This window comes from Amycolatopsis sp. SB7-3 (assembly GCF_041021335.1).
Lineage (GTDB): Bacteria > Actinomycetota > Actinomycetes > Mycobacteriales > Pseudonocardiaceae > Amycolatopsis > Amycolatopsis japonica.
Window position 1 is genome coordinate 229,063 of the sequence record NZ_JBFPJQ010000001.1, and the last position, 12,434, is coordinate 241,496.

General features: G+C 69.4%; 10 protein-coding genes. 3 read left to right on the top strand and 7 right to left on the bottom strand.

Annotated elements, in window-relative coordinates:
- Positions 1-207: 207 nt before the first annotated feature.
- A complete protein-coding gene (gene asnB, locus AB8M46_RS01045; protein ID WP_394359284.1) occupies positions 208-2,040 on the top strand; it encodes an asparagine synthase (glutamine-hydrolyzing) in 1,833 nt (610 codons plus the stop codon).
- A 20-nt stretch (positions 2,041-2,060) separates the two neighbouring features.
- On the opposite strand, the gene AB8M46_RS01050 is transcribed toward asnB, so the two are convergent.
- From AB8M46_RS01050 to AB8M46_RS01065, 4 genes are read right to left on the bottom strand one after another with little or no spacing between them, the layout of a single operon-like run.
- Positions 2,061-2,981: an ABC transporter permease subunit gene (locus tag AB8M46_RS01050; protein WP_394359285.1), complete on the bottom strand. Its 921-nt coding sequence runs from the start codon at positions 2,979-2,981 to the stop codon at positions 2,061-2,063.
- 14 nt (positions 2,982-2,995) lie between these two features.
- Positions 2,996-3,784 carry an ABC transporter permease gene (locus AB8M46_RS01055; protein WP_394359286.1) on the bottom strand — a complete coding sequence of 263 codons (789 nt, stop codon included), beginning with the start codon at positions 3,782-3,784 and terminating at the stop codon, positions 2,996-2,998.
- A gap of 9 nt (positions 3,785-3,793) precedes the next feature.
- On the bottom strand, positions 3,794-4,657 hold the full coding sequence (locus tag AB8M46_RS01060; RefSeq protein ID WP_037342231.1) for an ABC transporter ATP-binding protein: 864 nt from the start codon (positions 4,655-4,657) through the stop codon (positions 3,794-3,796).
- On the bottom strand, positions 4,654-5,049 hold the full coding sequence (locus AB8M46_RS01065) for a GntR family transcriptional regulator (protein ID WP_016336295.1): 396 nt from the start codon (positions 5,047-5,049) through the stop codon (positions 4,654-4,656). Before AB8M46_RS01065 ends, AB8M46_RS01060 begins: the two co-directional genes overlap by 4 nt.
- Before the next feature lie 416 nt (positions 5,050-5,465).
- Between AB8M46_RS01065 and AB8M46_RS01070 the strand changes: the two genes are divergently transcribed.
- Positions 5,466-8,444 carry a BTAD domain-containing putative transcriptional regulator gene (locus AB8M46_RS01070; protein WP_394359287.1) on the top strand — a complete coding sequence of 993 codons (2,979 nt, stop codon included), beginning with the start codon at positions 5,466-5,468 and terminating at the stop codon, positions 8,442-8,444.
- Here the strand turns inward: AB8M46_RS01070 and AB8M46_RS01075 are convergent.
- From AB8M46_RS01075 to AB8M46_RS01085, 3 genes are all read right to left on the bottom strand, one after another.
- On the bottom strand, positions 8,441-8,884 hold the full coding sequence (locus AB8M46_RS01075) for a hypothetical protein (RefSeq protein ID WP_394359288.1): 444 nt from the start codon (positions 8,882-8,884) through the stop codon (positions 8,441-8,443). The two genes, AB8M46_RS01070 and AB8M46_RS01075, sit on opposite strands and share 4 nt — an antisense overlap.
- Positions 8,885-9,413: 529 nt before the next feature.
- Positions 9,414-10,415, bottom strand: coding sequence for a Gfo/Idh/MocA family oxidoreductase (locus AB8M46_RS01080; RefSeq protein WP_394359289.1), 1,002 nt, complete (start codon positions 10,413-10,415; stop codon positions 9,414-9,416).
- A 4-nt stretch (positions 10,416-10,419) separates the two neighbouring features.
- On the bottom strand, positions 10,420-11,424 hold the full coding sequence (locus tag AB8M46_RS01085) for a LacI family DNA-binding transcriptional regulator (RefSeq protein ID WP_037342226.1): 1,005 nt from the start codon (positions 11,422-11,424) through the stop codon (positions 10,420-10,422).
- A 103-nt stretch (positions 11,425-11,527) separates the two neighbouring features.
- On the opposite strand from AB8M46_RS01085, the gene AB8M46_RS01090 reads away from it, so the two are divergent.
- Positions 11,528-12,427, top strand: coding sequence for a sugar phosphate isomerase/epimerase family protein (locus AB8M46_RS01090; RefSeq protein WP_394359290.1), 900 nt, complete (start codon positions 11,528-11,530; stop codon positions 12,425-12,427).
- Positions 12,428-12,434: the final 7 nt, after the last annotated feature.

Consider the following 12,434-nt stretch of genomic DNA (forward strand, 5'->3'; position numbering starts at 1 on the left):
CAGGTCAGGGCGCTTCCGGCGACGGACTGACGGCCTCTTGATGCCCCGATCGGGTGCCTTTACGACTTCTTGATGCCCGGTGACGTGCCCCACAGACCGTGACGCACTGCGGACGGAGCGTGCAATTCGGGCAGACAAGCCGCGCGAACCGTGTTACACCAGTGTTACGGATAGTTGTATGCGCTAACTAATCACCAGGAGGTAGCGATGTGCGGAATCGCAGGGTGGGTCTCCTATGACACGGATCTGACACGACGTCGCGAGGTCGTCGACGCGATGACCGAGACGATGGCGTGCCGCGGACCGGACGACTCGGGCACCTGGGTCCGGCCGAACGTCGCGCTGGGCCACCGGCGGCTGGCGATCATCGACCTGCCGGGCGGCAGGCAGCCGATGGCCGAGGCCGGGCTGGCCGCGATGGTCTACAGCGGTGAGGCGTACAACTTCACCGAGCTGCGCGAGGAACTTCTCAAGCGGGGCCACAAGTTCGAAACCGACAGCGACACCGAGGTCGTGCTCCACGGCTATCTGGAGTGGGGCGACGAGGTCGTCGACCACCTCAACGGCATGTACGCCTTCGCGATCTGGGACGAGCGCGACGAAAAACTCGTGATGATCCGCGACCGCATGGGCATCAAGCCGTTCTACTACTACCCGACCCCGGACGGCGTCCTCTTCGGTTCCGAGCCGAAGGCGATCCTCGCGAATCCCTTGGCGCGCAAGGTGGTCGACACCGACGGTCTGCGCGAACTGATGGCCATGACCAAAACCCCGGGCTGGTCGCTGTGGAAGGGCATGCACGAGGTCGGCCCGGGAACGATCGTCACCGTCGACCGCTCCGGGATCCGCACGCGGACGTACTGGAAGCTCGACGCGAAGCAGCACACGGACGACCAGGAGACCACGGTCGAGCGGGTCCGCGAGCTGATGACGGACATCGTGCACCGTCAGCTGATCGCCGACGTGCCCCGCTGCGTCCTGCTCTCGGGCGGGCTCGACTCCAGCGCCGTCACCGGTCTCGCCGCGGCGCGGCTGGCCGAACAAGGCGAGCGGCTGCGCACGTTCTCCGTCGATTTCCAGGGCCAGGAGGAGAACTTCAAACCGGACGAGGTGCGCGACACCCCGGACTCGCCCTTCATCCGTGACGTCGCGCAGCTGGTCGGCTCCGACCACAAGGACGTCGTGCTGAACCCGGCCGAGCTCAGCGACCCGGAGGTGCGTCGCAAGGTGCTGACCGCGCGGGACATCCCGGCCGGGCTCGGCGACATGGACACGTCGCTGTACCTGCTGTTCAAGGCGATCCGCGCGGAGTCGACGGTGGCGCTGTCCGGCGAATCCGCCGACGAGGTCTTCGGCGGGTACCGCTGGTTCCACGACGAGGCCGCGGTGAACTCGGGGACGTTCCCCTGGCTCGCCTTCCGGATGGGGCTCACCAGTGAGCGGGGCGCCCTCCTGCGCGGCGAGGTCCAGGAGAAGCTGGATCTGCCCGGCTACATCGCCGACCAGTACGCCACCGCCGTCGCCCAGGTCGAGCACCTCGACGGCGAAAGCGAGCAGGACCGCAAGATGCGCACGGTCTGCAACCTGCACCTGAGCCGGTTCGTGCGGATGCTGCTGGACCGCAAGGACCGGGCGTCGATGGCGGTCGGGCTCGAAGTGCGTGTGCCGTTCTGCGACCACCGCCTCGTCGAGTACGTCTACAACACGCCTTGGTCGCTGAAGACGTTCGACGGCAGGGAGAAGAGCCTGCTGCGGCACGCGACCGAACACGTGCTCCCCGCCTCGGTGCGGGACCGGGTCAAGAGCCCGTATCCGTCCACTCAGGACCCCGGTTACGCGGCGGCGTTGCAGCAGCAGGCCAAGGAGGCCCTGACCGAACGGGACAACCCGGTGTTCGAGCTGGTCGACCGCGACTGGCTGCACCGGGTGTCCGAAGTGGACCCGGCGACGATGTCCTCGGCCCAGCGCTCCGGGATCGACCGGGCGCTGGACCTCTACCACTGGTTCGACCTGTACCGGCCCGAACTGCAGCTGGACTGAGGTCTCGGTCCGCCGCCGTCTCAGCGACGGCGGCGGACCGTGCCCCCTGCCGCGACACCCCCGAGCACCGCGGTCGCGGCGAGCAGGATGCCCGCCTCGGTCCACTGGAACCGCCAGAACCGGCCGGCGGGCTGGTAGACGGTGAAGTCCCGGTAGCCCGCCGCCTCGACACAGGCGGTCATCCCCTTGCCGCGAGGACATTCGGGAACTTCGTCGAGCAGACGCAGCTCCCGGCCGTCCGGCGCGACCCGGCCTGCCCGCACGATCAATCCGTCCTTTGTGGAGGGATCGACGCCGACCGTCCGGACCGGCTCGGCGTAGTGCGGCCGCAGGAGCATCAGGGTGATAGAGGCCGCGACGAACACCGCCGCCGTGATCGCGATGGCGGGCATGGTCTTGCGCACCAGCACCCCGGCGGCGGCACCGAGGACGAACGCGAACAACCACCACGCGGCGGGCGCGACGCCGACGGCACCGAAGTACGACGTCTCGTTCAGCGTCTCCGCCTTGCCGGGGAAGATCTCCAGCCACCGGCCGAACATCTGTCCCGAAGCCAGCCCGGCGAGCGCCGCGGCCACCGCGAGGACGCCGAACTTGGCGGCCAGCCAGCGCCCGCGGCTCACCGACTGCGTCCAGACGAGTTGATACGTGCCGCGTTCGTATTCCCTGGCGAGCAATGGCGCGCCCCAGAAGACACCCGCCAGCAACGGGACGAACGGCAGGATCACGATCAGCGGGTAGATCTTCTGGTAGAGGTCTTCCAGCCCCGCGTCGTACTCGCGGCAGGGCACGCCGCCGCCGTAGCAGTACGAGGCGATCTTGCCGCTCGCGGAGCCGAGCGCGGCTTGTCCGGACAGGAGCAGGATCCCGCCGATCACGGCGAGGAACCCGAGGGTGACGAGCAGCTGGGTGCGGTGCTGCCGCCAGGTGAGCCAAAGCAACGAGAGGTGCCTTTCTAAGAGCGGCGACGGACGGCGAAGGTCGCGGCGACGGCGAGCAGCAGCGAGAATCCCGTCAGGATCGCGGCTTCGGTCCACTGGAAACGCCAGTACCAGTCCTGCGGCAGGACCTTGAGCGCGGTGATCTCCCCGGCGGCGTCCCTGATCATCTCCACGACCCGGCCGACGGGCTCCTTGCCGAGCGGGACGAGTTCGGGTTCCGCGTAGCCGTCACGGACGTTGCTCAGCCCGATCATCAGGCCGACGGCCACCGCGATGGTGACGGCGATGGCGGGCAGGGTCCTGCGGATGAGCGCACCCGCGGCGGTGCCGAGCACGAACCCGAAGAGCCACCACGCACCGGGTGCGACGCCGGTCATCGTGAACAGGACCGGGTTGTCGAAGCGGCTGGTGAAGGCGATGTCGCCGCGATCGGTGGGGAAGGCCTCCACCCAGCGCTGCATCATCGCGCCGAACGCGAGCCCGCCGAGGGTGGCGAGGACGGCGAGGAACCCCAGCTTCACGCCGAGCCAGCGGAACCGCGAGATCGACTGGGTCCAGGCGAGTTTCGTCGTGCCGCGTTCGTATTCGGCCGCGACCAGAGGGGCGCCCCAGAAGACACCGATCGCCACCGGGACGACCTGGAGCCAGGAGAGATAGGTGTACAGATCCTTGAAGAGCTTCGCCGGATCCGGGCTGTCCGCGGCGGCGTTCCCGTTGACCAGCAACAGGATCCCGACGCCGACGAGTAGCCCCGCCGTGATCAGCAGCTGCATCCGGTGCTGGCGGTAGGTGAGCCAGAACATCGTTCCCCCTTACGCCGAAGCCAGTGTCGGGCGAGGCAGGCTCGCGGATTCGGGTCGCCGCAGGTACGCGAGCACCAGTTCTTCGAGGTTCGCCGGCCGCTCGCTCCACTGTGGACCGAGCGGAACCGGCTCGGTGCGGGCGAAGACGGTCGCCTGCCTCCCCGCGCGGGCTTCGTCGACCACCGTGACCCGCTTGGCCAGCGCGTCGGCCTCCTCCACCGGTCCGGTGAGCGTGCGATGCCCGGCGACGAGTTCGTCGATGTCGCCGCTGACCTGGACGCGGCCACCGTTGAGGACGATCAGCCAGTCGCACGTGTTCTCCAGATCGGAGACGACGTGGGACGACAGCAGCACGGTCATGCCGGTTTCGGCGACCGCCTCCATCAGCCCGCGCATGACCTCGTGCCGGGCCAGCGGATCGAGGTTCGCGAGCGGCTCGTCGAGTACCAGCAGGTCCGGGCGTTTCGCGAGCGCGAGGGTGAGTGCGACCTGCGCGCGCTGCCCGCCGGACAGCTTGCCGACCTTGTGGTTCAAGGCGAGTCCGAGCGAATCGATGCGCTTGAGTGCGAACTCGTCGTCCCAACCCGGGTTGAGGCGCCTGCCGAACTTGAGCATCTCGGCGATGCTGAAGCCCGGGTACAACGGCTTGTCCTGCGCGAGGAAGGCGGCGGTTCCCTGGATCGAGACCGAGCCGAGGGTCGCGTCGAGCAGTCCGACGGCCAGGTGGAGGAAGGTCGTCTTGCCGGCGCCGTTGGGCCCGACCAGTGCGACGACCCGTCCTTTCGGGACGGAGAGGGAGCAGTCGCGCAAAGCCCACTTGCGGCGATAGCGCTTGGCGAGGCCGGTCGCCTCGAGGACGGGTTTCTCAGTCACGCGGTCCGCTCCCCTCGAAAGCCGTCGACCACCACGGAGGTGAACAGTGCCTCGACGTCTTCCTGATCCAGCCCCGATTCACGCGCGTCGCGGACCCAAGCCCCCAGGCTTTTCCGCAACCGCGTGCGCTCCGCGAACGAAGCGCCTCCGAGCGTCTTCTGAACGAAGGTGCCGAGGCCCGGCTTCCCTTCGACAAGCCCTTCGCGCTCCAGTTCGCGATAGGCCTTGAGGACGGTGTTGGGGTTGATCGCCAGCTCGGCGACCACCTCCTTCGCCGTCGGCAGCCGGTCCCCCGGCTCCAGCAACCCCAGCCGCAGGGCGTTCTTGACCTGCTGGACGAGCTGGACATACGTCGCGACGCCCGAGCCCTTGTCCAGGTGGAAGGTGACCACTGGCAACACCCTTTCACTAATTAAGTAGTGAAATGGTGCAGGCAGACGTCGGCGCCTGTCAAGTGATCACGCGGAAAAGACGTGAAGGCCCCCTTGAGGGACTCTGGATCCCTCAAGGGGGCCTTCACGGAAAACCCCAGCCCCAGTCAAGAAGAAGCGCCAGTTCGACGACACGGGGGAAGACGTCGAGCTGGCACTACCCCCAACCCCCACCGCCGTCAGATGGCGGTGCCTGTGCAAGTTGAAGGTGCCCACCGTCGTACCGGAACCGAATGGGGGGTCCTGCCCGTCTGGTTGGTTGGGCACGGTTCCGGCGACGGGTCCTCGGTGGACACCTGGCAAGGATCACGCCGTCCGGATGCAGGGCGCTTGCACTACGCTTGCAGGCTCTGACGAGGGTGAGCGGAGGTGGCCGGGTGGAGTTCCGCGTCCTCGGCGCCGTCGAGGCGTGGGCCGGTGGCGTTCCGGTCGATCTCGGCTCGCCCAAACAACGGCTCGTGCTGGCGGTCCTGCTGCTGGAAGCGGGCAAGCCGGTGCCGCGCGACCGGATCATCGACCTGCTCTGGCCCGAAGAACCGCCCGCCAGCGCGCGGAACACCGTGCAAGCGCTGGTGTCCAGGCTGCGTGCGGTGTTCCGTGGCGCGGGCGGGCCGGAGATCGTCTCCGAGGGGACCCGGTACCTGCTCAAGGTCGACGCGCGCCAGGTCGACCTGCACCGCTTCACCGAGCTGACGGCGCAAGCCCGCGACGCCGACGACGAGACGGCCGTGGAACTTCTGGACGAGGCCCTCGGCCTGTGGCGCGGCGACGCGTTGTCCGACGTGGTGAGCGGCGAGGTCGCGCAACGGCTCCGCGGCGGCGTGCACGAGGCACGCTGGACGGCGCTGGAGGACCGGGCCGAAGCGCAGCTGCGACTCGGGCGCGGCAGGCAGGTCCTCGCCGAGCTGACCGAACTGGTCGCCGCGCATCCCCTGCGGCAGCGGTTCGTCGGGCAGCTCATGCTCGCGCTGCACCGCGAAGGCCGCACCGACGACGCCCTCGAAGCCTTCCGCGCGTTGCGGGACCGGCTCGGCTCCGAGCTGGGTCTCGACCCGTCCCCGGAGCTGCGGCGACTGGAAACCGCCATCCTCGGCGCCGATCCCGCGCTGGAACCGGCGACCAGGCCCGAGCCGGTCCGCCCCGCCCAGCTGCCGCACGACGTCCGCGGGTTCGCCGGGCGCGCGGCCGAACTGGAGCGGCTCGACGAGGCGACCCGGCACGCGGGCGAGGGCACCGACATCTGGGTCATCAGCGGTACCGCCGGGGTCGGCAAGACCGCGCTCGCGGTCCGGTGGGCCCACCACGTCCGCGACGCTTTCCCCGACGGCCAGCTCTATCTCGACCTGCGCGGTTTCGATCCCGACCACGAACCGCTCACCCCGGCCGTCGCGCTCACCCAGCTCCTGCAGGCACTCGGCACCGCGCCCAAGGCGATCCCGCCGGACATCGACACGCGGGCCGCGTTGCTCCGTTCCCTTCTCGCCGACCGGCGGGTGCTCCTGGTGCTGGACAACGTGCGCGACAGCGGACAGGTGCTGCCGCTGCTGCCACCGTCGGGCACCGTCCTGGTCACCAGCCGCCAACGGCTCGGCGACCTCATCGCCCGTACCGGCGCCCGCGCGCTCCCGCTGTCCGTGCTGCCCGCCGAGGACGCGCGGCACCTGCTGGAGGCCGTGCTCGGCAGCGAGACCGTCGCCGCCGAGGAAGGCGCGGCCGCGGAACTGGCCCGATTGTGCGGGCATCTCCCGCTCGCCCTCCGGATCGCGGCGGCCAACCTCGGCGCGAGCGGCGAACCCGAGATCGCCGAACTCGCCCGCGAACTGGCCGGTGGCGACCCGCTGGCGGAACTGACCGTCGACGGCGCCGAGGAAAGTGCCGTGACCACGGCGTTCAGCGTTTCCTACCGCGCGCTTCCCGAAGAGCACCGCGAGCTGTTCCGCCGTCTCGCGCTCGTCCCCGGACAGACGTTCACCGCCCCCGCCGCCCAGGCGCTGACCGGCGTTCCGCATTCGAAGGCGAACCAGCAGCTCAAGGCGCTCGCGGCGGCGCATCTGGTCGAGCGCTACACGCCGGGGCGCTACCGGTTCCACGACCTTCTCCGCAGTTTCGCGGCGGGCCGCACGCTGTCGGAGGACACGAAGGCCGAACGGGAGGCCGCGGAAAGGCGACTCTTCGAGAGCTACCTGACCACGGCCGACGCCGCGGGACGCGCCCTCATCCCGCATTTCCTGCGCCTGCCGCGCGAAGAACCGGCGGACACACCGTTCGCCGACACCGACGAGGCGCTGGCGTGGCTCGACGCCGAGTGGCCGAACCTCGCCGCCGCCGTCGAGCACAGCGCCGAACACGGCCCGCCCGAGTTCTCGTGGCATCTCGCCGACGCGCTCCGCGCCTTCTTCCACCAGCGCGGGCATCACGCGGAATGGATCGACACGGCCTCGACGGCGCTCAAGGCCGCCCGGCGCAGCGAAGCCGGGCAGGCACAAGCAGCGATGCACCTGAGCATCGCGCTCGCCTGCGTCAACAGCGGCCGCTACGACGAAGCGCGCGAACACCTCACCAGCGCTCTGCGCGGCGACCTCCTCGACGGCTGGGACGCCGGCCGCGCGGCCGTGCTCAACAACCTGAGCGCGGTGCACCAGCGGCTCGGCGACCCGCAGGAGGCCATCCGCTGCGGGCTGGAATCCCTGCGGCTGTGCGAAGAACTGAACATGCCCGCCGTCTCGATGGCGCTGGCGAACCTCGGTTTCCCGTACTGGCAGACGGGTCAGCTCGACGAGGCGCTCGCCAACTTCACCCGCGCGCTCGCGGTCTCCGAACGGGACGGCGCGCGGTTCAGCGTCGCGGTGCTGCTGGTCGACCTCGGCAACGTGCACCGTGACCTCGGCCTTCCCGACGACGCCTACGACTTCTACACCCGCGCGCTCGCGGCCAACCGCGAACTGGGCTACACCTACGGCGAGGCGACCGCGCTGTCCGGCAGGGCCGTCCTCGAAAGCAGACGCGACCCGAGCGAGCAGAACCGCACGGACGCGCTCGAAGCCGTCGAACTCACCCGCAAGATCGGCGACCGGGGCACCGAGGCCTGGACGCTCGTCGGGCTCGGTGAGGTCTGCCTACGGCTCGGCCTGCCCGAGGAAGCGGCCGAGCACTACCGGCTCGCGCTGTCCATCGCGCGGACGACCAGTTTCTTCTGGTGTGAGGCCGCCGCACGGACCGGGCTCGCGGAAACCCTGCTGGAACTGGGAAAGGTCACGGAAGCCCGGACACACGGTGAGCTGGCCCTCGAACTCGCCGCGCGCTCCGGCTACCGGCTCGTCGAAGAACGCGCGAAGCTGATCCTGGACGAGCTTTAGCTTTTCGCCCCGGACGACTTCACGCTGCCGGCGATCGCCGCCGCGACCGCCGCGAGGACACTGAAGACGATCATCAGCGCCATCGCGGTGCTGTCGCCGTCGTCGAAGCTGAAGAGCCACTTGACCTGGCTGCTCAAGGGCGTGCCCCAGACGAGCGGCATCCCCACGAACACGGCCACCACGTAGAACACGCAGAGCCCGAACAGGGTCCACGCGCCGGGAATCCGCCGGGCGAACGTGAACACCGCCGCGATCACCAGGAAGACCGCGGAGATGACGCCGCTGGCCATGTTCTGCACCGTGATGCCCGACAAGCCGCCGTTCGCCTCCGTGGCGACGAAGACGTTGTAGAGCGCGAACCAGACGAGCATGGCGGCGGCGAGCAGCGCCAGGACCCCGGCGATCACCGCCGCCGGGGCGTTGGCCCGCGGCTTGGGCATCGGCGGCTGACCGTACTGAGGAAAGCCGGGCCCCGGTGGATTCGGCTGCATCCGCTCTCGCTCTCCGCGCGTTCGTCGCTGACGTTCGCGACCACCCTAGCGACCGGGACGCTTGGTGGTGGTCGATGGCAGGAAGCTGTCGCGGGTGCGGATGACAGGAGGTTCACCGTTTGATTCCTATTTGTACGGTTTCCGACTGGGGTCGTGAGTGGCGATTGTCGTTAGAACGACCAAAAACACTCACGACCACCCCGAAAAACGCCCAAACCAGGCAAGACTACCTTGGCAGCGTCCCCTGTGGACGGTCGAGCGATGTGGGGGATCAGCGTGACGAGCCCCCCTGGTCGCCGCTTGACCAGCGCTTATGCGACTTTGCCGGGACCCTGGCGCTAGGCGCAACAAAGGGGGCCTTCCGGGCCGTTGGAGGGACCTGCGCAGCCGGCGGTTTCGCGTGACTGGATGGACGACACGCGTGACGGGAGGGACGACACGCGTGTCCGGGCGGACGACTCGCGGCGGCGACCGTGCCTCAGACGCGGACCTCCTCCACCCGCACCGGGCGGCGTTCGCGGCGCGAGACCTCGCACGCTTCGGCGATGTAGAACGCCTCCAGCGCATCAGCCGCACCGCACGGGCTCGGCGCGCGACCGGCGGCGACGTCGAGGAACGTCTTCAACTCGCTGACGTACGCGGGGCGGAAGCGTTCCATGAACCCGGGATACGCCGGGCCGGGCAACGGCTGGACACCGGGTTCCACCGAGGTCAGCGGCGCTCGGTCGTCCAGGCCCACGACGACGTTGCCCGCCGAGCCGAGCACTTCCAGCCGCACGTCGTAGCCCGCGCCGTTGTAGCGCGTCAGCGAGACCACCGCGAGCGTTCCGTCGTCCAGCGTCAGGGTCGCGGCCGCGGTGTCGACGTCGCCGGCGTCGACGAAGAAGCGCTCGCCCTTGTTCGTTCCCACGGCGTAGACCTCGACGACCTCGCGGCCGCTCACGAACCGGACGACGTCGAAGTCGTGCACGCCGCAGTCGCGGAACAGGCCACCGGAGTGCGCGACGTACTCGGCGGGCGGGGGTGCCGGGTCGAGCGTGGTCGCGCGCAAGGTGTGCAGCCAGCCGAGGTCGCCCGAAGCGACCGCCGCGCGTGCGGCCGCGTAGCCCGCGTCGAACCGGCGCTGGAAACCGATCTGCACCGGGACGTCGGCACCGGAGATCTTGTCGATCACCGCGAGTGTTCCCGGGATGTCGGCGGCGACCGGTTTCTCGCAGAAAACGGGGATCCCCGCGTCCACGGCCTTGAGGATCAGCTCCGGATGCGCGTCCGTCGCCGCGGCGATCACCAGACCGTCCAAAGAGGACGCGAACAGCGAAGGGATGTCCGCCGCCGCTTCGACGCCGAGTTTCGCCGCGGCGGCCTGGGCGCGGGCGGCGTCGACGTCGGCGACGACCACGGACGAAACCTCGTCGAAGTTCTTCAAGGTCTCGGCGTGTGAAGTGCCGATCCGGCCGGTGCCGGCGAGTCCCAACCTCATGTGGTTACCTTTCTGGAGCGGCGGTGGTCGATCGGACCACCAGCGACGGGTGCAGCAGATGGCGGACCGGTTCGGCGCGTTCACCCCGGATCCGTTCGAGCAGTGCTTCGACGGCCAGCCTGCCCATCTCGGTACGCGGCTGGTCCACAGTGGTCAGTGACAGATGGCGCAACGCGGCGAGCGAGGTGTTGTCGTAACCCACCACGGAAACGTCTTCCGGCACGCGCAGGCCCGCCTCTTCCAACGCGGAGATCGCACCCACGGCGTTGAAGTCGTTGCCCGCCACCAGCGCGGTCGGCATTCCGCCTTCCGGTGGATCGCCGAGCAGTTCGTGCACGGCCTTCTCGCCCGCGGTGTCGGTGTGCTCGCTGCGCACGATGACCGGATGCAGCCGATGCCGCCGCATGGCCTGCAGATATCCTCGGCGCCGGGCAGCCGCACCGGCGGCGAGCCCCCCGTCCAGATGGGCGATCCTTTTATGCCCCAAGGAAACCAGGTGATCGACGGCGAGGGCGGAGCCGGCCTCTCCGTCGTCGTTCACCGTGTCCACACCCGCCGCGCGCGATGTCCGCGACACCAGGACGACCGGACTTTGCGCGGCCGCCTCCTCGATCGCCGACGCGGGGACCACCGGCGACAGCAGGATCACCCCGGCGGGCCGGAATGACAGCAGGCTCTTCAGCGCGGCACGCTCCCGCGCGGGACTCCGGCCGCCGGTGTTGAGGATCAAATGGAACCCGGCCGCTTCGGCCGCCGCGTCGAGCCCCTCGACGACGTCGGCGAAGAACGCGTTGCGGAGATCGGAGACCATCACGCCGAGGACGGTCGACGTCCGGCTCGCCAGCGACCTGGCCATCGCGTGCGGCTCGTACCCCAGTTCGTGCGCCGCGCACAGCACGCGCGTGCGCCGCTCGTCCGAGACGTTCGGCGCGTTCCGCATCACCAGCGACACGAGCGCACGGGACACCCCCGCTTTCGCGGCGACGTCCTCCATCGTCGGTCGCGCCATTTCCACCCTCTCCGTGCCCTTGACTTTACTGTGACGGACGCTACATGATTAGAGCGCTCTAATCAATAGAGCGCTCTAACCCCGATCCCCCCGGAGGCCGCCGATGACCGTCACGACACCCCGGATCCGCGTCGCCGCCGCCCCGATCTCTTGGGGCGTCTGCGAAGTCCCCGGCTGGGGCCGTGTGCTCGACGCGGGGACCGTACTGGGCGAAATGGCGGAGCTGGGAGTGCGCGCCACCGAACTCGGCCCGCCCGGATACCTGCCGCGAGACCCGGCCGAGCTGCGCGAACGGCTGAACGGCCACCGGCTCGAACTGGTCGGCGGCTTCCTCGCCGTCGTCCTGCACGAGGATCCCGAAGCCGCGCTGGCGGAGGCCGAAGAATCCGCCGCGTTGTTCGCCGCCTGCGGTGGCGGCATGCTCGTCCTCGCCGCCGCGACCGGGCTCGACGGTTACGACGATCGGCCGGAGCTGAGCGACACCGAATGGGCGACCCTCGTGAAAACCTCCGGCGAGATCAAGGAAATCGCCGCGCGACACGGCCTCCGCACCGTGCTGCACCCGCATGTGGGGACGCATGTGGAGACCGAACGGGAGGTCGAGCGTTTCCTCGCCGATTCCGATCTCCCGCTGTGCCTGGACACCGGGCACCTCCTGATCGGCGGGACCGATCCGGTCGCGCTGGCGAAACGCCATCCCGGCCGGGTCGGGCACCTGCATCTCAAGGACGTACGCGGCGAACTCGCCGAGGAGGTCCGCGCCGGGAGGCTTCCCTACGCCGAAGCGGTGGGCAAAGGTCTGTATGTCCCCTTGGGCGACGGGGACGTCGACATCGAAACGATGGTCAGGTCCGTCCACGAGGCGGGTTACGACGGCTGGTACGTACTCGAACAGGACACCGCGCTGCGCGAGGGGAGCCCGGAGGATCTGCCGAAGCGGGACGTCGCCAGGAGCCTGGCGCATCTCGACGGAATCGTCAGCCGGCTCACGGCTGCCAGGTAACGGAAGA

What these genes read in the sequence shown, in the direction of transcription:
- AB8M46_RS01075 (WP_394359288.1), bottom strand. Translation starts at nt 8,884, where the DNA reads ATGCCCAAGCCGCGGGCCAACGCCCCGGCGGCGGTGATCGCCGGGGTC.
- asnB (WP_394359284.1), top strand. Translation starts at nt 208, where the DNA reads ATGTGCGGAATCGCAGGGTGGGTCTCCTATGACACGGATCTGACACGA.
- AB8M46_RS01080 (WP_394359289.1), bottom strand. Translation starts at nt 10,415, where the DNA reads ATGAGGTTGGGACTCGCCGGCACCGGCCGGATCGGCACTTCACACGCC.
- AB8M46_RS01090 (WP_394359290.1), top strand. Translation starts at nt 11,528, where the DNA reads ATGACCGTCACGACACCCCGGATCCGCGTCGCCGCCGCCCCGATCTCT.
- AB8M46_RS01055 (WP_394359286.1), bottom strand. Translation starts at nt 3,784, where the DNA reads ATGTTCTGGCTCACCTACCGCCAGCACCGGATGCAGCTGCTGATCACG.
- AB8M46_RS01085 (WP_037342226.1), bottom strand. Translation starts at nt 11,424, where the DNA reads ATGGCGCGACCGACGATGGAGGACGTCGCCGCGAAAGCGGGGGTGTCC.